The organism is Bartonella sp. TT29SHDZB, assembly GCF_042193395.1.
Lineage (GTDB): Bacteria > Pseudomonadota > Alphaproteobacteria > Rhizobiales > Rhizobiaceae > Bartonella.
Genome location: NZ_JBHILQ010000010.1, coordinates 47,815 through 72,834, shown reverse-complemented (window position 1 = coordinate 72,834; position 25,020 = coordinate 47,815). Strand labels below are relative to the sequence as shown.

Genomic DNA, 25,020 nt, shown 5'->3' with positions numbered 1-25,020 from the left:
AGAGCTGTCACCAGTCCCGCAAAGATTGCGGACCATGAAATGGGTGTGTGAAAGAGTGAATATTTTTCTTCTAGAGATGTTTCTCCTAGAAAATTCGTCTCAAATGGTGTGTCTTCAGGAATGCGAGTTTCCATGTTTTATCTCCTTGAATATGCTGGAGATACAATGCCTTTTGGCTAATTATGTTCCAAAAGGGAATAGATATGCGCCAAAAGGAATAGGAAAGATCTAAAGTTAAGATCGAGATCATCATGGTGGGACATTTTCTTTTGAAACTTTTGTTTAAAGCGCGTTCATAGAGAGTTTTTGTTGATCATAAAAAAGGGGGGTGAAAACGACAAGGTACGCCTATAGGGCTTTATAAGGTCATTATTATATGGATGCTTTTTTGTTTATATTCTTTCATAAATTTGAATTTTTATCTCATGATAACGTCTTGGTCGATAAACATATGATAAGCGTTACGAATGGGAATATATTTATGTTTCATAAATAAAAGCACATTTTGTATAGAGAGCTCTTTCTTTGTGTTTTCGCTATTGTATTCTTTTGACAAATGCTTTTCTTTTTGATTGTATCAAAAAGTTTAAAGAGAGACCTTGTTAGGATATAAAATGTTTCGTTCAACTTTTTTTAAAAATCGTGAAATCTATGGACCTCTTTGTATTGGCTTTGATCCGAGCCATAAAGTTTTGCAATCGTGGAAACTAAGCTTTGATTATAAAGGTCTAAAAGATTTTTGTGATATTCTCTTAACAGCAGTTGTTGGTAAAGTAGGGATTATAAAGCCGCAAGTCGCATTTTTTGAATTATATGGTGTGGAAGGTCTTCAAGCTCTCAAAGAACTGATTGAAAATGCACACGAACAAGGCATATTGGTTCTGGCGGATGCAAAAAGGGGGGATATTGGCTCTACTGCTGAAGCCTATGGTAAGGCTTGGCTTGGTTCAAGCAGTGCGTTCAAAGCTGATGCCATGACAGTTAATCCTTTTTTGGGTTTTGATGCTCTTATTCCTCTGATAAAGGTTGCAGAAGAAACTGGAGCAGGGGTTTTTGTGGTTGTTCAGTCTTCTAATCCAGAGGGAAAACAAATACGAAATGCGCTTATTGGTGATCAGACACTCTCTCTTCATCTTGCACAGTGTATTTGTGATTATAATAGTCAGTCTTCGGTTCTCCATCATAATATTGGCCCCATAGGTGCGGTTATAGGAGCGACATTAGGATCTGAATCAAAAGACACAATCGAGCAGTTAAACAATAGTCTGTTTCTCGTTCCGGGTATTGGCGCCCAAGGTGGAACAATGACACAATTAGCAAATCAATTTCCACAAAGACTTTGGCAGAATGTTATTCCCTCTGTATCACGCTCTATTACAGATGCTGGACGAAATATTGTTGATTTAAAAAATGTTATCAATCATTTTGCAGAACAAGCGCAAAGCACACTGATGTCTTGAGGATTTTTGCATCTGTAATAAATCTGAAGAATTCTGAGAGGGAGGGCTTTTGAGGGGGATGTTTCCGATTTATCAAGAATCAACAGTTGCTTTGTGGTTTCTTTCAACTAGCACAGATGTCTTTTCATTGAATGTTAAGCGGGCATTTCATGTTGAGCGGGGGGCTATGTTCCTATTGAAAATGCAAATATTTTCAGTAGATTGCCTTAAGGGTAAAGGTTTGCATCTTTTAAAAGCAAAAGCTTATGCATATTGTTACCAGTTTCCAGTTGATAAAGTTATTGCAGCGTTTGTTTCTATAAGATAGACACACGTTATCGGTGAATATATATTGTTGTTAGAGAAAAACATGTCATCAAAACAAGAAAAAACCAAAGCCCGTTTACCCCGTGGGTTTGTTGATCGTACAAGTGAACAGTTGTATGCAACTGAAACAATGATTGCGCAAATTCGTGAAGTTTATGAACTTTATGGTTTTGAAGCACTGGAAACTCCAATTTTTGAATATACAGATGTGCTGGGTAAGTTTTTACCAGATTCAGATCGTCCAAATGCAGGCGTTTTTTCGCTACAAGATGATGATGAGCAATGGATGTCTTTGCGCTATGATCTTACCGCGCCTCTTGCTCGTTATTTTGCTGAGAATTTTGAAGTTTTGCCAAAGCCTTATCGCAGTTATCGTCTTGGATTTGTTTTTCGCAATGAAAAGCCTGGACCAGGGCGGTTTCGGCAATTTATGCAATTTGATGCTGATATTGTTGGAACACCAACTGTTGCGGCAGATGCTGAAATTTGCATGATGGCTGCGGATAGTTTAGAAAAATTAGGGTTTCAGCAGCATGATTATGCCATTCGTTTGAATAACCGAAAAATTCTGGAAAGTATTTTGCAGTTGATTGGTTTAGGCGAAAGAGGGCAGATTGAAAGGCGCTTAACTGTTCTTAGAGCAATGGATAAGCTTGATAAATTTGGTCCTGAAGGTGTGCGGTTGCTTTTAGGCAAGGGGCGTTTGGATGACAGTGGTGATTTTACAAAAGGGGCCGAGCTTAAAGATAAAGAGATTGAGTGTATTCTTTCCTTACTCACCGTAAACGCAAAAACGGCAGAAGAAACGCTTGATATTCTCAGACAAGTTGTTGGTCAGAGTGCTCAAGGGCTTGAAGGGGTTCGTGAGCTTGAGGAAATGCAAGCAATTTTTGCCGCAAATGGTTATCATAATCGCATTAAAATTGACCCTTCGGTGGTCCGCGGATTGGAATATTATACAGGACCTGTGTTTGAGGCGGCATTGCTGTTTGATGTTCTTAATGATGATGGGCAAAAAGTTGTTTTTGGCTCTGTTGGTGGTGGGGGGCGCTATGATGGATTGGTGGCACGCTTTCGTGGTGAAAACATTCCAGCAACAGGTTTTTCAATCGGGGTCTCACGCTTGATCGCTGCTTTGCAAAATCTTGGAAAGTTGCCTATGAAGGAGACAACAGGGCCGGTTGTGGTGCTGATGATGGATAAAGAGCCAGAGGCGGTTGCTGGTTATCAAAAAATGGTGATGCAGTTGCGTGGTGCCGGAATTCGTGCGGAGCTCTATTTGGGGGCATCGGGGATAAAAGCGCAGATGAAATATGCAGATCGACGCCGAGCGCCTTGTGTGGTTATCCAAGGCTCACAAGAACGTGAGAGCGGAAAAATACAGATTAAAGATTTGATTGAAGGGGCGAGGTTATCTCATGAGATCAAAGATAATCAAACATGGCGTGAAAGTCGACCAGCACAAGTGACGGTTGATGAAGATCAATTGGTCAAAACAGTACAGAATATTTTAGCAACCCAAAAATGATAATGGTAAAAGTCTTTATCGAAAGGATTACCTGAAATATTCGGAAAAGTTGAGATTCAATTTTTGAAATTTGTGCTTTGCTCGTTTATACGTGCTGGCACACGCGTTCAAAAGTGTGGTGGTGAAGTGCGTGCGGCATAAAAGAGAGATTTTTTAAGAGATAAAAGTAAGCGCTATTCGCTATAAAATGTGTCCTTCTGAGGATGCGATGATAATGCGTTAAAATGTGCAAAAAAATTGTAACGAACAAAAACTCTGAGAAAATTAAAAGGTTTCACGCAACGCTTTCCCAAAAGTTTATAAAAATATTGACAAGTTTATATTGGCTTCATCTTTGAATTCTCATCTATGAGCATCAAATCCTTTGATGTTCTCTTCTTGGACATTACAAAATCTAGCCTTATTGCAAAAGGAGGGAGAACTAGAGCGTTTTATCCTAAAAGACTTTTTAAGCTTCAAAAAATAATGGAATGACTTAAATCGAACAATTTTTTCCAGGAGCATATTTGGATGAATTGTAAGCTGCCATAATGGTAACTTACTGATAATATGCATTTTTCATAAAATCAATTCTTTAACGGAGAAATGAAAATGGTCCAATATGATTTTACTCTGCTCTATGAACGAAATCCCTTTATTCTTGAAAGACCTGAGAATATTGGAAAGTCATTTAAACTTCCTCCTTCAAATTTCGGATTTGAAGATCTTCCGCAAATCACTTTTTCAGGCGCCTCGTCGTGTCGAAGTATGATTTTTGAGTTATCATTTAATGGTATGAAAGCTTTTTTGGTGATGTTGTGGCAAATAGGGAAAATGTTAGAAGAGGAGGGCGAGGTGGATTTATGGTTTGATCAGATAATATTAGATCATGATATTCTTGAGGAATTTTTGATTTGTGATCTTTCAATTCAAAGACCAGAATATCTTAATTTTGAAAGTTTTAAAGAAGGTATCAGCGAATTGGAAACAAATAAAATTGTAGCGAAGGGGACAAAAGAAGAAGGTTATTTCATCAATCCAGATATTTTTGGTCTTCCTGAATGTGATGAAGATTTTGAGTTCGATGAAGAGGAAGAGTTAGATGAGGAAGAAATAAAGGCACAGTTTATGGCAGAATACTTGAAACAATAACTTCTTTAACCGTTTTTCTCTTAGAGAAAAATAAAAGCTTAGAATCAATGGCTATAAGAACAGTAATGAGTCTGTTTAGGGTATGTGAATTGGAATGTTTGCGAGATTTATTTTGAGTGAATCTTCTTTATAAACGGTTCTTTATGCTGAGCTGTTTTTATGCTGTGTTTGATTATTTTTATGAGACATAAGTCAATTTGAAGTGTGCAGCTCTTCAAACAAATGTTTGATCTGTATTTTCCCTCTTGATGCTTTTGTGTACCTTGCGTCTTGATATTCACAGCTTTCGCCTTTAAAGCATTTACGAGAAGCATTTTCACTCTTTTTAATCGTTTATTCAGATGCCAATTTCACATGTCGTGGGCAAGAAAATGGTTTTGATGGTTGCAATATAAGAAGGGATAAAATGAGACACTCTTATGATATTCAGATTTCACAATTCAATATGCAAAATTATAAATTATCTTTATAAATCAAACCATTTTCAACATAAAGTTTTTCTCAATATGAGGAGCTGAGCGTTGATTTTGCATAGTTTATCTATATGTTAATCCTTGATGTTTCCGAGAGAGTTTTGCATGAATTTGCGCATTTGGCAATTGCATCCCCATTTTTTGATAGCGTGCAACAGCTTTTAACTCTTTGATTTTTTAGCGCTACAACGGGATTTTTCATCGGCAATTTTCCAAGCTTTTGCAAAGCCGTTAAAACATGAAATATTTATTGAAAAATTATTGCTGGAATATTTTCTCACAGAAGGCACACAATCAACTTATCGTGTCTGCTTTCACGAATAGAGGTTGCAAAAAATAAACGACACATATTCCCTTAGTAAGGAAATGTGTGTCGTAAAGTTTTATTTAAATGGACGATTGGGGAAATTAGCTTTTCAAGGCTTTTAAAACATGTTGTGGTGAAGAAACTTCGTAAGGATCTGTTGCACAATTATCTGAAAAACCCGCTTCTTCGAACCATTGTTCAACCACTCCATCGTTAATAACAGCAGCATAGCGCCATGATCGCATGCCGAAACCAACATTGTCTTTTGCAACCAGCATACCCATTTTGCGCGTGAATTCACCAGAGCCATCGGGAATTAATTTCACATTTTTGATATTTTGTGCTTTTCCCCAAGCATTCATGACAAAAGCATCATTGACGGAAAGACAATAAATTTCATCAATACCCGCTTGTTTAAATTCATCATAGAGTTTTTCAAAATCAGGCAGTTGAAAGGTTGAACAAGTAGGGGTAAAAGCTCCAGGAAGAGAAAAAAGAATAACACGCTTTCCTTTAAAGTAAGCATCGCTGTTAACTTCTTGCCATCGATAAGGATTGTCTCCAGCCACTGATTCATCGCGTACGCGTGTGTGGAATGTTACATTGGGAACTGTTTTTTTCATCATCATGATGCTCCTGTATTCTTTTACGAAAATTTTGTTTTAAAACAGCCTTTGTATTTAAAAACATATGGCAAAAAGCGTTTTAAATAAAAGGGCTTCTTTAAAAATTCTTACTTCTGGTGAGTGTGCAAATATTTCACACTTCCGTCAAGTAGAATTAATGGTCGACTTTGGATACTCTTCACCTTAAAATTATAGGAAAGAATATAAAGGTATGGATATGACCGTAAAGACAGTTTTAACCACGGCTTTTGAGGGGCAAAAACCGGGAACATCTGGTTTGCGCAAAAAAGTGTCTGTTTTTCAACAACCCCATTATGTAGAAAACTTTATACAGTCTCTTTTTGATAATATTGGACCTCTTGAAGGAAAAATGTTGATTCTGGGGGGGGATGGTCGCACTTTTAATCGTACTATCCTTCAGATTGTGTTGAAGATGGCAGCGGCGCATGGTGTCTCTCTTATTAAAGTGGGAAGGGGCGGTATTCTTTCTACACCTGCTGTTTCGCATCTTATTCGTAAAACTCATGCCCATGGTGGACTTATTCTTTCTGCAAGCCATAATCCTGGTGGTCCAGGGGGAGATTGTGGTATTAAATATAATATTTCTAATGGGGGCCCCGCTCCTAATTCTTTATGTGATGCTATTTTTGCAACATCGCAACGGCTTTCCTGTTATAAAATTTTTGAAGCACCAGATATTGATTTAGATAGGCAAGGTACGGTCTTTATGGGAGCCATGCGGATTGATATTATCGATCCTGTCGCTGATTATGTTGCTTTGATGCAGGAGCTTTTTGATTTTGACTGTATTGCCAAGGCTGTTGCTCGAGGTCTTACTTTACGGTTTGATGCCATGCATGCAGTAACAGGGCCTTATGCCCATGAAATTTTTGAAAAATGCTTAGGATTTTCTGAAGGGACGGTGGTTAATGGTATTCCTTTGCCAGATTTTGGAGGTGGTCATCCAGATCCCAATTTGGTTTATGCCAAGGCTCTTTATGATTTATTGATGTCAGAGCAAGGACCAGATCTTGGCGCAGCCTCTGATGGTGATGGAGATCGTAACCTTATTATTGGACGTCAACAATTTGTTTCGCCTTCCGATTCTTTGGCTATTATGGTTGAACATGCACATCTCATTAAAGGATATCGGAAAGGCGTGGTGGGGATAGCGCGCTCTATGCCGACGGGGCGTGCCGCTGATCTGGTTGCTGAAAAAAAAGGACTAAACTTTTTTGAAACGCCAACGGGATGGAAGTTTTTTGGAACCCTTTTGGATGCGGGAAAAGTAACCTTTTGTGGTGAAGAAAGCTTTGGAACGGGCTCTCATCACATCCGCGAAAAAGATGGTTTATGGGCTGTATTATTTTGGTTAAATCTTTTAGCGGTAACAAAAAAAACTGTCGCACAAATTGTTCAACAGCATTGGCACACCTATGGGCGTTTTTACACGTTACGGCATGATTATGAAGAAGTCGAAGCAGACAAAGCCTTGGCACTTATAGAGCATTTGCGTGGGCATTTACCACAAGAAGGAACCGAAATTGCTGGTTTTTTGGTCAAAAAAGCAGACGATTTTACGTATCGTGATCCCGTTGATCAGAGCGTTAGTACGCAGCAAGGTATCCGTATTTTTTTCGAGAATGGCGCACGGTTGGTGGTCCGTTTATCGGGAACAGGGACTCTCGGTGCTACCTTACGGCTTTATTTTGAACAGTATGAAGGTGATCCGCACAAACACAATTTTAATCCGCAAGACGTGCTTAAACCTTTGCAACAGGTGGCATTAAAACTGTTAAATATACAACAAGAATTGGGGCGAGACCGACCTGATATTATTACCTAAGATCATGGGAATGTTTTTTTGTAAAAGTATGATGATTGATCACATAGATTATGATTTTGGGATTATGATTTTGGGATTATGATTTTGGGATCATGATTTTAGGGGGCGTGATTTTATTTGCCCTAAGGGAGCTTCTCCATTTTCAGGTTCGTTTGGTTCTTTCTACGTTTACATATCGGCTGGTTTCTTAAAAACTGCTGACTTTTTAAAACCGAAGGCTGTAGGTCATAATAATCAAGCATAATGGGAGCATTAATGCCCAAGGAGTTCTGATGGTTTGATAGAAATTTTTGTTTAATAGGGGAATGTTTCTCATGCAAAACAAAATACGATCATTGTTGCACATTTCATATGTTTGTTTTAAAGAAGCTTCTCTCTCAGACACTAAAAACGCATCTTATGCGTGTTGCTTTGAAAGGGATAACCAGCTATTCATTGAGCATGACCATTTTTATGCTTATGAAGGAACAACGTGATATCATCATATACATTTAGGTCTGCTCTCAATGTTGGCTCTTGTATTTGAGAGCATTTCGTCTTTTGAGTCTTTTCTTAATCGTTTTATACGGCTCTTCCTACTTGTAACATGCAAGCGAAAGGCTTTGGTTAATTCAATGTAAAAGGGGTTGAAAAAACCTCAGCTTATTGATCGGCTCTCATTCAATATACAAAACCATTAACTATGATCATAAATCAGTCTGTCCTCTAACATTATGACTATTATCTTTACTTAAATAAAAGGTTAAGTTGGGGACATCATGTTCTTATTTCTCAATGCAGCAAGAGTTTTTAGCTCTTTGAGAACGTTTTATTCAGAGATGTTCCTTTTCTAATTGTTTTTTATTCATTCGTTAATTGTATTGCTGATGTATAAGAAAATGATTTTGATTAATTTATTAGAGAGAATGAAGTGCGTAAATTTTATGATATGCGGGGGGCTTATTTAAGTTGTATAATGACCAATCATTTTTATAAACTTGTGTATAGTATGTGATGATAGCATTCATGAACACAGTTGGCAGATGAAGGGTGAAACAAAGGGAAATGTTTTTCTAAAATAATGGACAATAAGCACTTCTTGCTTTATGACCAGTCATAATGAATGATTTTTCTTTTAAAAGGGGAATTTATGACCCAATATCCCAAATGTCCTCGTTGTGATGGTCTTTATACTTATGAAGAGGGTGAAAATTTTGTGTGTCCTGAATGTGCACATGAATGGCCACAAAAAAATGATGATACTGCTCTTTCCGATATTGTTTATGATGCCAATGGTCAGATTTTAACAAACGGTGATACTGTTATGGTGATAAAAGATCTGAAGGTAAAAGGTGCTTCATCTGTTTTAAAAGGAGGGACGAAGGTAAAGAATATTCGCTTGGTAGATGGGGATCATAATATCGATTGCAAAATTCCTGGGATTGGGCAGATGAGTTTAAAGTCGGAGTTTGTGAAAAAAGTTTAGGCATTTATCTTCTTGCAATTGTTTTTGCATTTCGTTTGTTTTCTATTTTGACACTTTCATAGTTTTTTCCAATAGGGTTCTTTTCTTATTTTACAGATTATGCCAATCAGATAGAGGCAATATGTTTGCTCTTATCAGAAGATAAAAGCTACGTATCGCAATATGTTGATTTATAAAGATAATTCACTTTTTCCCATGGTGAATGAGAGATCCAAATGAATATCTTAAGATTTTCTTATTCCAAATCTGTTCTATGTTGAATCAATCAAAATTATGTCTCTTGCATGTTACAAGCGGGGAGATCCGTGTGGAGTGACATGGTACAGGAAAGCAGTAAAAAGGCTTCTTATAAACCCTCTCAAGTGCCAAGGGCTATCGCATCTTGAGGGTTGGAAAAAATATTATATCGTAAAGAAATACTGACACTGTCTTTTCTTTTAAACATACTGTTATGAGAAGGATTGGATGTTGATTTACAAGCAACAATAAAGGTACGCGCTTTATGAGGAGAACAATGCCGTAAAGTAACAAACTTATTTCTGCTGAATTGAAAAAATATTCCCACTTTTTATCAAATGACTTCCAAAACAACCATAATAGAATAGATCTGGTTTTACATTTATTTATTTTTACAAGTATTTGTACACACCTTCCTCGCTATATTTATGGAGATCAGATTCAAGGTGCTAGAGGGGAATTTTTGACTCAAAAATAGAAAAAGATCGGTACGAGATACTGATAAGGTAGCATCATTATGCATTTTTTTCAGCTCTCAATGTTGCAACAGTTCTTATATTTAAAAGTGTTTATAAGCGCTATTAAAAATAGTTTTTGTTATTATCCAGTTTGTGCTGTGTAAGCGGACGATTTTGATTGATGCAATAAAAACAGAATTGAAATAAGAAGAATGTCAGAATTCTCATTCAAGTTGCAAAATATGATCTTTGTCGATTTGATGAAACAACATATTGATTTATAATAATAAGTTAGCGTTATTCATATTGAATTAGAACCCCGAATAACGTGGGATTTTCTTATTCCAAATCTGTTCTATGTTGAATCAATCAAAATTATGTTTCTTGCATGTTACAAGCGGGGAGATCCGTGTGGAGTGACATGGTACAGGAAAGTAGTAAAAAGGCTTCTTATAAACCCTCTCAAGTGCCAAGGGCTATCGCAACATTGGGGACTGGCAAATATAATGATGGTGCCGACTTGCTACAAGAAGTATTTTGCGTGATTTTATCGTTGGGAGAGCTGAGAAAGATGAAGCAAATGGGTACTCTATCTTACAATGTTTTCTTTTTTGGGTTTTCTTTTTTGTAACGGGGCGTGTTTTCTTGGTTAAAATTGCATGACAAGATGATGAGATAAAATAAATTTAAAATGCACATCCCTATGTGTTCTATTTCTGTCTATGCGATTGGTTTATTGAAACAACTTATGCCTCTTAAAGGAGCAGAAACCTTTTTAAGGCATATGTGGAGGTGAAAGGTGAGCGAAGGGATCAGTGTACAGATTTTTTTAACAGTACTGTATTTTTATGGCAGCATGACTTATGTTTGAAATTTCTGGAATAAAAAGGTGTAAGATTTTCGATCCCCATATTTGAACGTTGCTGTTGAAGAGGGATAACTGGTGAGGTTGGTGGGGGGCGTTTTGCCTATTGAGGCCAATATTTATTGTGGCATGGCTTCAACGCCTAAAACTTCAGGGATAAAATGACGTAAAAGATTTTCAATACCATGTTTGAGTGTTGCTGTTGAAGAGGGACATCCAGCACAGGCGCCGCGCATATTGAGATAAACAATACCATTTTCAAATCCACGAAAAGTAATATCTCCACCGTCATTGGCAACCGCTGGGCGAATACGTGTTTCAAGGAGCTCCTTAATGGTTAAGACAATATCAGCATCTTTTTCGTCATAAAATTCTTCGTTGAGAGCGTGGGTTTGTGCTTGTGTTGTGGCGTTGGTGGTGATCACTGGCTCATTGGACAGAAAATGCTCCATAATTGTGCCTAAAATGACGGGCTTAAGATGTTGCCATTCTCCTTCTTTTTTGCTTACGGTGATAAAATCATAGCCTAAAAAAACACCATTGACATTGGGAATATTAAATAGTTTAGCCGCTAAAGGTGAGTTTTTAGCTGCTTCTTCACGGTTACGAAATTCTAATACGCCCTCAGAAAGAACCACGCGTCCTGGCAAGAATTTAAGTGTTGCAGGGTTTGGGGTGGTTTCAGTTTGAATAAACATAGATTCTCCTTTTATAATGAAGGATTGGGAAGATCTTACATTGTAGAATATTATATTTTTTAGGCAATAGATCTAATATCTTCATCGGCAAGATTGCTAGGAATAACAATGACAGGGATTGAAAAAGCTGTCCCTTTATTCCCGATTAATTGAATAAGGGGGCCTGGTCCTTCTGTATGTCCACTGGCTGCTAAAACAATCAGTGCAATCCTTTTATCTTCGTCGATCAGTTTGGAAATCTCATCAATTTTTTTTCCTTCTCGCACCACTATTTCTGTTTCAAGCGCATGGGTGGTGCGGATTTCACTGGCAATGTCTCCTAATATTTTATGAGCACTTTGCTTTGATTCTGTGCGCATAACGTTGTTTACACCTAGAAAATGTTGAAATTCTACACTATCAACGACACAAAGCAATACTAATGTTCTATTGGTATTTTGAGCATGCTGGGTGGCAAATGCAACGGCACGCCGACACTCCGGTGTTTCATCGATGATAACTAAGTTTTTTTTCTTGGGCTCTTTTTTAAGAGTTTGGGGCTTGGAAATCATGCACTTTCTCTATTTTGTACAAATGATTTTGGGGGCTCTCTACAGTTGTTAGTGTTATTGTTTTTATGTATCGTGCAAAAATCCAATAATTTCACGAATTTTTTTCATATTTTCTTCTGCGAGCATACTAGCACGTTTAGCGCCATCATGCAAAACAGAGTCGATATAATCATTTTCTTGATGAAGTCGACGTAACTCCTCTGTTATAGGGGCAAGCTTATGGACGGCAAGGTCGGCTAGAGCTGTTTTAAAATGCGAAAATTGTTGACCAGAAAATTCTAAAAGAATCTTTTCTTTGCTAACTTTGGCAAAGGCGGCATAAATACCAAGCAGGTTATCAACTTCTGGTCGTTCTTTTAAAGCGGTGAGGGTATCGGGAAGAGGAGCTGAATCCGTTTTGGCTTTGCGTATTTTTTTTGCGATAAGATCAGCATCATCGGTCAAATTAATGCGTGAAAAATCTGAAGGATCTGATTTTGACATTTTTTTCGTCCCATCGCGCAAAGACATAACGCGTGTGGCTGTTGTTCCAATCAGTGCTTCTGGAAGAGGAAAAAAGCCTTGTCTTTTTTCTTCATCCGTTTGCATAGAAACGCCAAAATTTAATTCGGCAATACGCTGTGCATAGTCGTTGTTAAATTTTTGTGCAATATCGCGTGTGAGTTCAACATGCTGTTTTTGATCTTCGCCTACTGGAACATGCGTTGCACGATAGACTAAAATATCAGCAGCCATCAAAGTGGGATAAGCAAAAAGCCCGAGGGATGCTTTTTCACGATCTTTTCCCGCTTTATCTTTAAATTGTGTCATGCGTTGAAGCCAGCCAATGCGGGCAACACAATTTAAAATCCAGGCGAGTTCAGCATGTTGAAAAACACGTGATTGATTAAAAATAATATGTTTTTGAGGATCAATACCGGCGGCTAAAAAGGCTGCTGTCACTGTTCTGGTGGATTCGCGTAAAGTAAGGGGATCTGGGTTGACGGTGAGCGCATGCATATCCACAACACAATAGAGACAGTGATGAGAGTTTTGCAGTTCAACCCAATGCTGAATGGCTCCAAGATAATTGCCAAGATGTAAATGACCACTCGGTTGTACGCCGGAAAAGACAAGTGGTGTGAAGGTATCCATAGGAGTGCTCTTTCTTCAATTAAGGTTATTCATTTTATTGTTTTTGACAAAGTATAGATATTATGAGCGTTTTTTCAAATTTTTAAGCGTGTGAAAAAAGGAACGGGTGTTGAATAAAAAATAGGCACTAAAATAGATCAAAAATATGCCAATCATGATCCCAGCTAAGGTGATCGCGCGTAAGAAAAATGATGCTTGTGAGGATAAAGGAAAAGACAAAAAACCAAGCATATTCAATCCGTAATAGAGGGCTAGTGCACTCAAAAGAGTTGCCATCATGAGACATAATATTCGCTTTATCAGTTGGAAGTCGTATTTCCAATAACCACGTTTGATAAGGACACCCCAAAGCAACAGTGTGTTGACCCATCCAGAGGTAATTTCAGCAATAACAATGCCTCGTGCAGATAGAATAGGAAATAATGTTAAGGCGAGACCGATATTGATAAAAACGCAAATACCTGTAAAAATCATCGGTGTTTTGGTATCTTCATGGGCAAAAAAATTAGGAATAAAGACCTTAATAAGAACAAAAGCTGGAAGTCCTAGTCCATAAAGCTCTAGTAATTGTGCAACATGGTGTGTTGATTGACTGGTAAATTGTCCTCGCTCAAAGAGCAAACTGACTATGGGAGTGGAGAGCAGCAAAAAAGCGATGGATGCTGGAAGTGTTAAAAATAGCGTTAATTCAATAGAGCGGTTTTGTAAATGGTGGGTTTCTTCATGCTTTTTACTTCGCAAAGCGCGTGTTAATTCTGGTAAAAGAACGGTTGCAACGGCTATGGCGATTACGCCTAAAGGCAATTGGTAAAGGCGATCAGCGTACATCAAAGAAGAGACAGCACCCGATTGACTAGAAGCAATATTGGTATTAATGAGCAAATTAATTTGCGTGATGCCACCTGTGATGGCTGCGGGGAATGCTAAAGTTAATAGCTTACGAACATTAGGACTTAAATGGGGCTGGCGGAAGGAAATTTTCATGCCACTTTGACGCAAAGCAAGGGCAATTAAGGTGAGTTGAATAAGACCAGCTGCCAATACACCCCAAGAGAGATTTAAACCGATATGCCAAGCGTCAAGTTTATAGATCCAAGCATAGGCAAGCACACCAATCAGAATAATGTTTAAAAAGAGTGGGGCAATGGCGGCAATAAAATAGCGTCGCAGCGCATTAAGCATGCCCCCCATCATGGCAGCAAGCGACATGCAGGTTAAATAGGGAAACATGATCGCCGTAAAATGAATTGTGGCGTTAAGCTTTGTTGCATCTTCGGTAAAACCTGGAGCAATAATGGTTCGTACCAAAAAAGGCATACTGAGTTCCATCGCAATCGTTAACAGTAAGAGCAGTGAAAAGAGAACGCCAAACACCTCTTCTGCAAACTTGCATGCCGTTTCGTGACCATCTTCAGTGATTTTTTTGGCAAAAAGAGGAATGAAAGCAGCATTAAAGGCACCTTCAGCAAAAAAACGGCGGAATGTGTTGGGAAAACGGAAAGCAGCATTAAACGCATCAGAAACAGGACCAGTCCCTAGGGCTGCGGCCATCAACATTTCGCGTACGAAGCCAAAAATACGGCTCATGAGGGTTCCGGAAGCAACTGTTGCAATTTTTTTAATCAATGTCATAAAGATATATCAACTTTGTTGTAAAAGAGAAGCGATGACAGGAGAAATAAAGCGTTTTAAATCGTAAAAATCTGATCTCTATCCTAATCAAGGATACTTTTTGAAAGCGTTTTACGACGGTGTTTATCTTTCTGTCAACAATGGTGCTTGAAGACTTTTTTTATGCTCCTTGTTTACTGTTGCATTAAAATTTTTATTGTTGCCATAAAATAATTAAAATTTCTTTTTCAAACTGAAATATGGGAGTGATATCATAACAATTTGAAGGGATATGTAGGGATATATAATGATAATTTCTCTTTATGGTGTGATGTCGTGAATAGTGCAACCCAATGCCGTTTTGTTTTACGTGAGGGGTGTGACCCTATTTAAAGAACGCAAATAAAATAAAAGCGTGGAGCAATGGGCAATTTCCATTATTTATTCATGATTTTAAAAAAAATAGCGCTTTAGATGTTTTAAAAAGTCGTAAGGCTGAGCTAAAAGGTGATGGTAAAGCTGGTGATTGGTTTTTACTTTTACGGCTTTATGTTCTCCCCAAATGTGGCTGCCTTCCCATTTTAGAGATTACATAAACAAGAGGATAGGAAGATATGATCTTTCAACAGCATTTTTCTTGTTCAGGTTTCTTTTCACAGTTGATGAGGATAAAATCTGAGGAAATAGGATAAATTTGCTCTCTCATGGTTTCCATTCTCGTTGAGGTGCGATCGATTTGCCGATGAAGGCAAGGGGAATAAAGGCTATCATTTTTACCAGAGGGGGCGAAAAAGTTAAAGTTTATGAACCTTTTAGACATTCATTGCCGTTGCTTTTGCGTGCTCTGTTTTGTGAGGTTGAATATTTTCTTGTCTTTTGGGACTCTGATTGACGTTTTCTGTCATTTTTTGCACTTTAATTGCTTCTTTATCGAGAGTGTTGGAACATTTTTTTTCATTGTTTTTCTTTATAGATTGATACTGGTTTGGTGCGAAGCGCTCATCGAATTTATGGTTATAAAAATACATGGGTTGTATATGCTGTTCTATCTCTTTTATCTGCTTGATTATTTCCATAATCTCTTTTGCTTTAACGGTTGATGTACCAAGACTCTTCGCAAGGTTTTCAGGATTATGTTCTTTTATAGCTTCATGCTCGCTTGAGGATAAGCGCTCATTGATTTTTTTGATATAAGCCCTTATCTCACCCCTTAATTCAGGAGAGTTTGATAACGTTTCTTGCTGTTGTGCTTTTGACACGGAAAGGAGATTTTTCATCCAAGCCTTAGGCATTTCTACCGACTGTTCACACCGCCTTTGTTTTACATGATGGGTATGGAGAATGTCTCTTTCTGTTTGTTTAGAAATATTGATATAACGATCAATGGCTCTACAGAGGGGCAAAATATTTGCTTCAGCATGGGCACGCGCGTTGTTTTTTATGCCAAATACATTGCTACCAGAAAGCTTAGAAATCGATTGGGGAGAGGTGGCAATTTGATAGGTGAGCTGTTCTCCTTCAGTATGATTTTCATGGATCATCTCAATTCTTTCCTGCAAAATATGACGATTGCCATAAATGATTTGGCACAAAGTTTCGATTTCTTGTTTTCTTGCTTGAATGGATGCGTTGTTTTTTATCCTTGTGGCAATTTCATTGCTGGTAAGGGGGGCTATTGTTTGTGCGGGGATAAGCACTTCTTGCTGGTTTTGAATTTTTGGTGCTGTAAAGGAGAGGGCGTCACCGATTTTTAATGTCTGTATTTGCTCTGGGGTGAGATCTTTTTTATTTCCCAAGATGAAAATCCCGTTGGCATCAAGCATGAAGCCATTGGGTCCACAGCCTCTGTAAAAGCCTTTATAGGTATGACCTTCTTTTGCTGTTATAATAAGATAATTATGAAGACTCTCAAATCCGATATGTTTCATATTGTCCATGAATTCTTTTAAAATAAGTATTTTTTCTGGATTTGAGATATCTTCAAGCAGATGCTTCATCTCTTCTTTATCGTTATGTTTTAGCGATGCAATGCTGGCAAGATTCATACGTTTTTCTGTTACAAGAGAAAAGTCGAGTGTGTGGCCAGCAACTTGCCCAAGTTTTTCAAAAAACGTCCGTTGCGTGCGTCCATTGCCTTCTCTGAAAGGATGTGTATAGTTGAGCTGTATCAACATTTCAGTGACATGTTCAATAAATGTTTCGCGGGTTAAGCCTTTTAAACTATTCGTTTCAGCAAGTATTTTATCTAAATTTTCTAGTCCCTCCTGTATCTGTTTTGCTGAGGCAAAAGAAATACCATCTTTTTTCATCATTGGCATATAAGCAACGGTACCATCTTCAAATGTAAATGGTTTTTCGCGTGTTTGTCCAGCCCATTCAAAAGTATTTTTAAATAGGGTGTGATGAATATATTGGAGATATGTGGAGGTTAGTTTTTGTGGTGGCGCTTCTTGGCGCAGATGAATGATTGCTTTTGTTGTATCATGGGCACATTGCACTTTTAATTTTCCATAGTCTTTTATTCCATATTTATTTTTTAAGGTGATACTATTGGGATAAAAGAAATTACGGTGTATTGTCTTATTTTCTTCGGTTTCAGGCGGTGAGGATAATGTCTCCTGTAAGGTGAGAGGGACGGTGTTCGTTTTTCTTGTACCAGTATCCCAGTATGCCATTGCTTTTTTGGGGGGCTGTTTTGTTCTTTCTTGATGATCAGAGCGTGTTTCCTTTGTCATTTTGACAGATAGTGGATCATTTGTTGCTGTATTACTGCTCTGTAAAATGTTTTTTGGGAAATCTTTTTGCATTTTCCTCGTAGCGGAAGCCGATTGAGCAATTGGGTGTGCCATTTGTTCTTTTTCTTGTTCTTGCAAACTTTTGGGTATAACTGCAACGCTGTCATGTAAAACATGAGAGGCACTCCATGGTGCAAAATAGGATTTTCCCTTTTTCTTTGTTTGAATGGATGTTTTGTCTTTGCTCTTTTCAGTTATTTCATCGTTTTTGAGAGTGGCTCTTTTTTCTTCTTTTTCTTCTGGAAGCAAGGTTTTTTTCTGGTTTTTTTCTGGGTTTTGAGTTTTGGGCGCTGTAAAGGAGAGGGCGTCACCGATTTTTAATGTCTGTATTTGCTCTGGGGTGAGATCTTTTTTATTTCCCAAGATGAAAATGCCGTTGGCATCAAGCATGAAGCCATTGGGTCCACTGCCTCTGTAGGTACCATGATAGGTTTCTCCTTCTTTTGCGACGACAGTGAGATAATAATTTTTTTCATCCAATCCAAGCTTTCTCATAGAGTTGGTAAATTCTTGTAAAATGAGCAATTTTTCTGGATTTGAGATATCCTCAAGCAGATGCTTCATAGGCTCTGGATCGCCATGTTCCATGGCAGCGGCGCGGACAAAGTCTTTACGTTTTTTGCTCACAAGAGAAAAGTCTAGCTCATGTCCTGCTGCTTGAGCGAGTTTTTCAACAAACAGTCTCTTTGTGCGCCTATTGCCCTCTCTGAAAGGATGCAAGTGGTGCAAATCTATCATTATACCAGCTGCTTGTTCAACGAATTCTTCGCGCGTTAAGCCTTGTAAATTATTCTTTTCAGCAAGCGTTTTATCTAACTTTTCTAGTCCCTCCTGTATTTTTTTGCCAATCGCAAAAGGTTTTGTAAATTCTTTTCTTTTCAAAATGGGCATAGAAGCAACAGTGCCATCTTCAAATGTAAAAGGCTCTTCGCGCGTTTGTCCGGCCCATTCAAATGTGCGGGAAAAGAGGCGTTGATGAAGGTATTTTAGATAAGAGGCATTAAACTGCTCTGGTAGAGGTTCTTGGTGCAGTTTTATCATTTCTTCTTTTACATCATTAGAACAGCGTTCTTTTAATATTTCGTTATCTTTGATGCGGTATTTATTTTTAAGCACTTTGCTATTGGGGTAGAAAAATTTTTGCGCTTCTTCATTGATTTGCTTTGTAATGGCTGCATTAATTGCAGAGTGTTGTTCTTGCAATTCTTCCGGTGTAGAGGAGGCACAATGTTCTGTGTTTTCTTTCATGCATATTTCCTTTCAAATGCTAACATTATTTTTTGAAATCTTCTTTGTTTACATTTTTTGCCTTATGTTATTTTCATAGCGTTTTCTTCAAAGAAGAATGCTTATTTGAATGATTGAAAAAATTGATCTTATTCGCATGGAACCAAGTTAATCATGGAACCAAGTTAAAGTTTATAATTTTGAAGTATTATCGTGAAATTTTATCAATGAATTCTGTAAAATAATGAAGTGTCTTATTCAAAGTTTTCTGTATTTCATACACCGTCTTTGATGCAATCTTGGCAAGATAATTGCACCAAAGTTTTGGATAAAAAGCCAACAATTAGGAAATTTATTACGACAAAGCTATGGCTTTTGATGTTTCGGCTCTGCGCGGTCGAACATGCTGTTGGTCTTCTTGTCTAGAGGTTGCAGCAACTTCTTGATGCCGCTTTATTGTTGAGCGCTCAGGTAGCTTTGGGGGGTGCGATAAGTTTTGCTGCTGTTGCAATTTTTTATCGAGATCGTTAAGCGGTTGATGACGTTTTTGTTGTTCTGCCTGATGGTTTTGCACAATGGTTTCTCTTAACTGTTTTATTGTATCAGCATAATCTTTAATGGCGGTACAAAGGGTAGGGATATTTTCTTCAGCGGCTTTGCGTGTCCCGTTTTTTATGCCAAGGGTTTTTCTACCAGCAAGTGGAGCAAAAGATGTAGAATCCTTTTCAATTTGAAATACAAGCTCTTCTCCCATACTTGGAATTTTGTGCATATCTTCTAGTCTATATTGCAAAATAAATGGATCATCATAAACAATTTGGCACCAATATTGGATTTCTCTTTGACCATATTGAACCGATGGATCTTGTTGAACTCTGCGGGCAATTTCCTCATTTGAGAGAGGCTTTATTTTCTTTTCTGAATTGAGCGGATTTTGTAAATGTTGATTTGTTAGCTCTTCCTCTTGTGCTTGTCGCTGATGTTGTTGTTCCGTGTGAGAATCTTGTAAAATATTTTCACTTTTTGTATATTTTGCAGTATACACATAACCGTTAATGGCAGCACATAGGGTGGGAAGAGTTTCTTCAGCTTGTTTGCGCGCATGATTTTTTATGCCAAGAACTTTTCTACCGGCAAGCTTAGAAATAGACCTAGGCTGTTCTGTAACATCCCATAAGAGCTGTTCTCCCATATCAGGGTTTTCTTTAATTTCTGCTATTCTTTCATTTAAAATAAGCCGTTCGCCATAAACCTTTTCACACAAAAATCGTATCTCTTCTTGATATGCTACGAGCAATAGCTCTTTTTCCATTGTATTAATAGATGGTTTTTGTCCATGAGATGATCTTGGTTGTTCAATTGCTGTGTGTGGAGAGGAAGGTTTTTGGACGACAGTATCGCTTTGTTTTCTGTTTCCCATACGGTGCGGTTTTCTTGAAGTCGGGACGGCATATGTTCCACTGTCTTGTGATGATGAACTGTTTTGCTGCCTGACTTTCTTATGTAATTGTGTTTTGGGTCTAACACTTGGTTCGTGTGTTTCAGGATTTTGGATTTTTGTACCGTTTTGCACTCTGTCTCCCATGCGTGGCGGTGTTTGCAAAGTAGGCGTTGCATAGAGGTGTTCTCTCTCTTGAACCGTTGTTTTGTTTTGTTGCCTATCTTTTGCGCGTGGAGGTCTTTGTGGAGCTGCTTTTGTGTGCGGAGAGGAGTTTTCTTGGATTTGTGAGCTGGGGATTTTTGTTCCGGTTTGTGCTTTTTCCCTCATGCGTGGGGGTGTTTGCGAAGTAGGTGTTGCATAAGGATTTTCTTCCTTTTGAACTGTTGGTCTGTTTTGTTCTCTATCTTTTGCACGTGGTTGTCTTTGTGGAGGCGTTTTTGTGTGCGGAGAGGAGCGTTCTTGGATTTGTGAGCTGGGTTGTAGATTTTCTTTTGTGCGTGGGGGTTTGGGCGGAGCTACTTTTGTTTGTAGAGGAGGTGTCTCTTGGGTTTTGGTGCTGGGGATTTTAGCGCTGGAGGGCATTGTGTTGGTTTGCACTGGGCTTTTCGTACGGGGGGGAGGTGGTGGCGCAACCTTTGGGGCGGGTGATAAATTTTCTGGGCGTTTTTCTACAGTTGCTTTTGGCAAATTTTGAGAAACTTGGGAAGGAGGGGTTCTAGTGGGGGATTGTTCAGCCGGTTGTTGAAATTTTTCCATCATTTCGGTGATAAAAGGGGAGGGATTTCTTTTTTTCATGCATGTTCCTTTCAAACTCTTCCAATATTGTTTTTAAATACTAATTAAAAATGTACGTTGGTTTTTATTCTGTTTTATGCTTTTTCATTTGCTTTTATGAGAGAGGATATGAAACTGAATGGTCTCGCATGATTTGACTCTCTTGGCTCAGATCATAATCATTCTCTAAAGACTATTTTCTCCAGTGTTTGGGTTAAGGGACGGAAAAATAAATTGTGTTTCAATTTTCTCTCTTTCTTGGCGCAAACACCTCTTTCCTGTGTTGCGCCAAGACGTTAGATTCAACGTGAAAACTTATGTCTGTTTAGCTGGCAAAAGCCATCGCTTTTGGGGCGGCAGTTTTGCGAGGACGAATATCTGTTTCTCTTTGTTGCGTAGAGGGTGTTGCTCCTTCATGCGTTACTATTGAAGGCTCAGGGCGTTGAGCAGACTGTGAGACGCTTTGTTGTTGATGCAAATTTTGCGCTCTGTCAGAAGATGCTTCATTGTGTTCTTGTTTTGCCTGCTGAGTTTTTGAAAGGCTCTCTCTTACTTGTACTACAGCTGTTGCATAATTGTCAGCGGCGTCAATGAGGTGAGAAAGACCCGCTTCAGCATGTCTGCGTGCTTTATTTTTGAAGCCACAAAAGTTACGACCAGCGTACTTGTGAAAAGATTGAGGATTTCCGGCAAGTTGTTGTGCGAGTGCTTCTATTGTTTCAGGGGTTTGGAAAAGCTCGTCTGTTTGTGATTGCAAAATGTTTGCGTTACCAAAAACAACTTTACACCAATATTGGATTTGGGCATGGTGTCTTTTAACTTTTGAATGTTGTTGAATTTGGGTAGAAATTTCTGTCTCTGAAAGCGTTTCTTTTTCACGATGATCCGGTTTTTGCAGAAGTTTAGCGACGGCTTCCTTCCCCATGAAGCGTTCATAGTTTTTGAGTTCTTGCTCTGGAGATTTTACGAGGCTCTCTCTTGCCTGTTGTACAGCTTCTGTATAACAATCAATGGTGATACTGAGAGCGGAATAACTCTCTTCCGCTTGTCTACGTGCTCGATTTTTAAAGCCCAACATGCTGGTACCAGAAAGTTTAGCGATACTTTCAGGATAGGCTGCCATGCGCCATGAGAGCTCTTCTCCTGCAGCGGGATCTCTTTGAATTTCCTGCATTTGTTCTTGCAAAATATTTGGGTTACCATAGGCATTTGCAGATAAACGTTGGATTTCTTCTTGATAGGTTCGAACCAATGAATGGTGTGGAAGCAATAGAATGATCTCTTCCTCTGAGATAACTCTTGTTGCCCTCTGGGTAACTTGTGAAGTAACTGTTGCGTGTGTCGTTTCAGCTTCTTGCGGTCTTTTGGTCGAGCCGCCTTTTGTTAACGAAGCTGTTGGATTTGTTGATGCATATACAGTTTCTTCGCTTAAAAGAGATTGTCTTTCCTCATCTTCTTCCGGTATGGATGACAGTCTTTTGCTTTTTGAAGGCGTTTCTTTAGGAAGGGGGGCTGCTGCGCCTGAGACCTCTGCCGCTGCTTGTTCATAGAGCTTTATAAGTTCTTGTATTGAAGAGGATGGAAAAGGATGAGGGTGGTTTTTTTTCATGCATGTTTCCTTTCAAAAATTGTTTTAGAAAACCTCTTTGGTGCATTCTTGCCTTTTATGCTTGGGTCGCTTTGAGACAAAAGAAATATCGAGCTGAATGAGCTTCCAAAGATCTGCGCTATTTGCAATCAGCTTAATGGACATTTGTGTCTTTTATACAGTTTTTTTGTGAAATATTATCAATAAGTTATCAATAGTCGTCGTGAATTACAGGCGCCATTTTTAGGGCTATTTTTTGTAACATTCTAAAACAATTCTTGGCGCAATCGCGATGAAACGATTTGCGCCAAGAAACTCACTGAAAAAAAGATTAAATGAAAAACAAAAACTATCTGTTTTTATGTTTATGCCCCCTTACATGGCATAAGAAAGTCCTTTTTCTCCGTGTCTTTGTCGTTGAGGGCTGTGCTCTGGACTATTTTGTTCTTGTCCTCTTGTGTGATGATGATGATGGCGTCTTTGTTCTGCTAGAGGGGTTTGCGATAGCCTCTCTGTGGCTCTTTCTACAGCCTTTGTATAATCATCAATGGCGTCAATAAGCGGTTTAAAACCCTCTTCAGCTGCTTTGCGTGTTTGATTTTTTAAGCCAAGTGTGGAATGGCCAGCGAGTTTATGTATAGATTCAGGATTTTCAGCAAGTTGATTTGAAAGGTCTTTTCCTTTAGTGGGATCTGTAAGTATTCCTTGCAAGTGCTGCTGGAAAATCGTATCATCGCCATAAACAATTTTACTCCAATGTATGACCTCTTCTGCACGTGCTTGGACCTGTGGATTTTTTAAAAGCATTACACTCTTTTGCTCCGTTGTGAGGGAAGATGAAGGTCTTCCTCTTTGTTGTGGAGCAACCGTTGTATAGTCGGTTTCAGGACTTTCTCTTCCCCGATCAGGATGTCTCCCTCTTGAAGAAGGGGTAACGCTGCTCACTGATGCGTATGTAACTTCCTCTTCACGCTTTGGGGGAGCAACCGTTGTGTAATCGGTTTCAGTTTCTCGCTGCGTTTGCTTAGGGTGTCTCCCTCTTGAAAGAGGAGAAACGCTGCTCACTGATGCGTATGTAACTTCCTCTTCGCGTCTTGGGGGAGAAACCTTTGTGTAATCGGTTTCAGAACTTTCTCTTCCCCGATCAGGATGTCTCCCTCTTGAAGGAGAAACACTGCCAACGGTTGCGTATGTAACTTCCTCTTCTGGGGTTGGACCGCGCGGGTTTCCTCTGGTTGGTTTATTAACTTTTGCATAGAGGGCTTCTGGATTTGCAGAAGGATGTGGATGATGTTTTTTCATACATATTTCCTTTCAATATTTTTAGAAAACCTCTTTGGTGCATTCCCCACTTTTAGTTTTGATAACTTTGATATAAAGGAAGATATCCAACCGAATGACCTCCAAAGATTCTGCGCTATTCAATATTGATATGTAATGAACATTTATGTCTTTTATACAGTTTTTTTATGAAATTTTATCAATAAGTTACAATAAATTACAGGATCCACTTTTAGGACTATTTTTTGTAATATTTTAAAACAACTCTTGGCGCAATCACGATAAAACGATTTGCGCCAAGAAACTCACTGAAAAAAAGATTACATGAAAAACAAAAACTATCTGTTTTTACGTTTATGTCCACTTACATGGCAAAAGCCATTCCTTTTTCTCCATGTCTTTGTCGTTGTGGGCTGTGCTCTGGACTATTTTGTTCTTGTCCTCTTGCATGACGATGATGATGGTGGTGTCTGTGTTCTGTATCTCTTTCTGGACTTTCTTGTCTTTGACCTCTTTCCTGCTCCCGTGTAAACTGTTTATGGAGCTTTTGTGCCGTATGTATATGCCTCTCAAGAGCTGAGCAAAGGGGAGAAAAACTCTCTTCAGCTTCTCTGCGGCTTGGAGACTTTACACCAAGTATTTTGTGACCTGCAAGCTTACCAGCGCTTTCAGGATTTTCTGCAAGGCCCCATAAGATTTGCTCTGCACTTTGAGGATCGTCAAGAATTTTAGCAAGTTGTTGATTCAAAGCATGTTCGTTACCATAAACAACTCTGCACCACTCTTGCGTTTCTCTTACACCATATTGAAAGTCTACGTTTTTTAAAAGCCTTGTTGTAACCACATCTTTTGGGGTTCTGGGAGGGGGTGTTGCTGCTCTGCCAACACCTTGGTAGATAGGATTTTCTAGTTGTTCAGACTCTTGCCCACCTTCAGCTCCCATGCCAACCGTTGTATAGACAGATTCGAGTGGTCTTTGGGGAGAGGGCTCACCACGTTCACCAAACTCAAGCTCTGCATAGACATGTTCAGGTTCTTGGTGATGTCCTCCACCCTGTGCACCTCCACCAATTGTGTCATAGGGTGTTTGCCAACCTTGTGCCGCCAGATCCGTTACTTTATAGGGGTCTACGAGTCTGTCGGTGCGTCGCCCATCACTTGGTTTTCCACCAAGTCTGTCATAGGGATTTCCTAGTGGCTTTTGGGGAGCATAGATCG

General features: G+C 38.8%; 17 protein-coding genes and 2 pseudogenes. 8 read left to right on the top strand and 11 right to left on the bottom strand.

The window, feature by feature from the left end; translation table 11 throughout:
* Window positions 1-134 (bottom strand): annotated as a pseudogene (locus tag ACFIJJ_RS06280) (DUF3792 domain-containing protein); the annotation flags it as partial.
* Window positions 135-614: 480 nt separating this feature from the next.
* On the opposite strand from ACFIJJ_RS06280, the gene pyrF reads away from it, so the two are divergent.
* From pyrF to ACFIJJ_RS06260, 4 genes are all read left to right on the top strand, one after another.
* Window positions 615-1,460, top strand: a complete 846-nt coding sequence (gene pyrF, locus ACFIJJ_RS06275) for an orotidine-5'-phosphate decarboxylase (RefSeq protein ID WP_375646358.1) — start codon at window positions 615-617, stop codon at window positions 1,458-1,460.
* A 49-nt stretch (window positions 1,461-1,509) separates the two neighbouring features.
* Entirely contained in the window at window positions 1,510-1,767 is a 258-nt protein-coding gene (locus tag ACFIJJ_RS06270; protein WP_375623688.1) for a hypothetical protein, read from the top strand.
* A 42-nt stretch (window positions 1,768-1,809) separates the two neighbouring features.
* Window positions 1,810-3,294: a histidine--tRNA ligase gene (gene hisS / locus ACFIJJ_RS06265; protein WP_375646357.1), complete on the top strand. Its 1,485-nt coding sequence runs from the start codon at window positions 1,810-1,812 to the stop codon at window positions 3,292-3,294.
* Window positions 3,295-3,885: 591 nt separating this feature from the next.
* Window positions 3,886-4,425: a replication protein gene (locus ACFIJJ_RS06260; RefSeq protein WP_375646356.1), complete on the top strand. Its 540-nt coding sequence runs from the start codon at window positions 3,886-3,888 to the stop codon at window positions 4,423-4,425.
* A gap of 881 nt (window positions 4,426-5,306) precedes the next feature.
* Here the strand turns inward: ACFIJJ_RS06260 and ACFIJJ_RS06255 are convergent.
* Complete coding sequence (locus tag ACFIJJ_RS06255; protein WP_375613588.1) at window positions 5,307-5,831, bottom strand: peroxiredoxin; 525 nt, start codon at window positions 5,829-5,831, stop codon at window positions 5,307-5,309.
* A gap of 217 nt (window positions 5,832-6,048) precedes the next feature.
* Here ACFIJJ_RS06255 and ACFIJJ_RS06250 point away from each other — a divergent pair, with 217 nt between their 5' ends.
* From ACFIJJ_RS06250 to ACFIJJ_RS06240, 3 genes are all read left to right on the top strand, one after another.
* A complete protein-coding gene (locus ACFIJJ_RS06250; protein ID WP_375646355.1) occupies window positions 6,049-7,677 on the top strand; it encodes an alpha-D-glucose phosphate-specific phosphoglucomutase in 1,629 nt (542 codons plus the stop codon).
* 1,129 nt (window positions 7,678-8,806) lie between these two features.
* Window positions 8,807-9,142, top strand: a complete 336-nt coding sequence (locus tag ACFIJJ_RS06245; RefSeq protein WP_375623695.1) for a zinc ribbon domain-containing protein YjdM — start codon at window positions 8,807-8,809, stop codon at window positions 9,140-9,142.
* A gap of 1,116 nt (window positions 9,143-10,258) precedes the next feature.
* Entirely contained in the window at window positions 10,259-10,468 is a 210-nt protein-coding gene (locus ACFIJJ_RS06240; RefSeq protein WP_375646353.1) for a hypothetical protein, read from the top strand.
* Between the two features lie 353 nt (window positions 10,469-10,821).
* On the opposite strand, the gene ACFIJJ_RS06235 is transcribed toward ACFIJJ_RS06240, so the two are convergent.
* From ACFIJJ_RS06235 to murJ, 4 genes are all read right to left on the bottom strand, one after another.
* Window positions 10,822-11,400 carry a NifU family protein gene (locus tag ACFIJJ_RS06235; RefSeq protein ID WP_375646352.1) on the bottom strand — a complete coding sequence of 193 codons (579 nt, stop codon included), beginning with the start codon at window positions 11,398-11,400 and terminating at the stop codon, window positions 10,822-10,824.
* A 59-nt stretch (window positions 11,401-11,459) separates the two neighbouring features.
* A complete protein-coding gene (locus ACFIJJ_RS06230) occupies window positions 11,460-11,951 on the bottom strand; it encodes a universal stress protein (protein ID WP_375623699.1) in 492 nt (163 codons plus the stop codon).
* Between the two features lie 63 nt (window positions 11,952-12,014).
* The gene (gene trpS / locus ACFIJJ_RS06225; protein ID WP_375623701.1) at window positions 12,015-13,085 is read right to left on the bottom strand and encodes a tryptophan--tRNA ligase; all 1,071 of its coding nucleotides are present in this window, start codon (window positions 13,083-13,085) and stop codon (window positions 12,015-12,017) included.
* A 60-nt stretch (window positions 13,086-13,145) separates the two neighbouring features.
* A complete protein-coding gene (gene murJ / locus ACFIJJ_RS06220; RefSeq protein WP_375646351.1) occupies window positions 13,146-14,717 on the bottom strand; it encodes a murein biosynthesis integral membrane protein MurJ in 1,572 nt (523 codons plus the stop codon).
* Between the two features lie 324 nt (window positions 14,718-15,041).
* Between murJ and ACFIJJ_RS06215 the strand changes: the two are divergent.
* Window positions 15,042-15,289, top strand: a pseudogene (locus ACFIJJ_RS06215) (integrase); the annotation flags it as partial.
* Between the two features lie 219 nt (window positions 15,290-15,508).
* Here ACFIJJ_RS06215 and ACFIJJ_RS06210 read toward each other — a convergent pair.
* From ACFIJJ_RS06210 to ACFIJJ_RS06190, 5 genes are all read right to left on the bottom strand, one after another.
* Complete coding sequence (locus ACFIJJ_RS06210; RefSeq protein ID WP_375646349.1) at window positions 15,509-18,739, bottom strand: BID domain-containing T4SS effector; 3,231 nt, start codon at window positions 18,737-18,739, stop codon at window positions 15,509-15,511.
* Between the two features lie 334 nt (window positions 18,740-19,073).
* Window positions 19,074-20,954 (bottom strand): BID domain-containing T4SS effector, encoded by a 1,881-nt coding sequence (locus ACFIJJ_RS06205; protein WP_375646348.1) that lies wholly within the window; start codon window positions 20,952-20,954, stop codon window positions 19,074-19,076.
* Window positions 20,955-21,258: 304 nt separating this feature from the next.
* On the bottom strand, window positions 21,259-22,542 hold the full coding sequence (locus tag ACFIJJ_RS06200; RefSeq protein WP_375646347.1) for a BID domain-containing T4SS effector: 1,284 nt from the start codon (window positions 22,540-22,542) through the stop codon (window positions 21,259-21,261).
* Window positions 22,543-22,896: 354 nt separating this feature from the next.
* Window positions 22,897-23,823, bottom strand: coding sequence for a BID domain-containing T4SS effector (locus ACFIJJ_RS06195; RefSeq protein ID WP_375646345.1), 927 nt, complete (start codon window positions 23,821-23,823; stop codon window positions 22,897-22,899).
* A gap of 343 nt (window positions 23,824-24,166) precedes the next feature.
* A partial coding sequence (locus tag ACFIJJ_RS06190) for a BID domain-containing T4SS effector (RefSeq protein ID WP_375646344.1) occupies window positions 24,167-25,020 on the bottom strand: 854 nt, incomplete at its 5' end.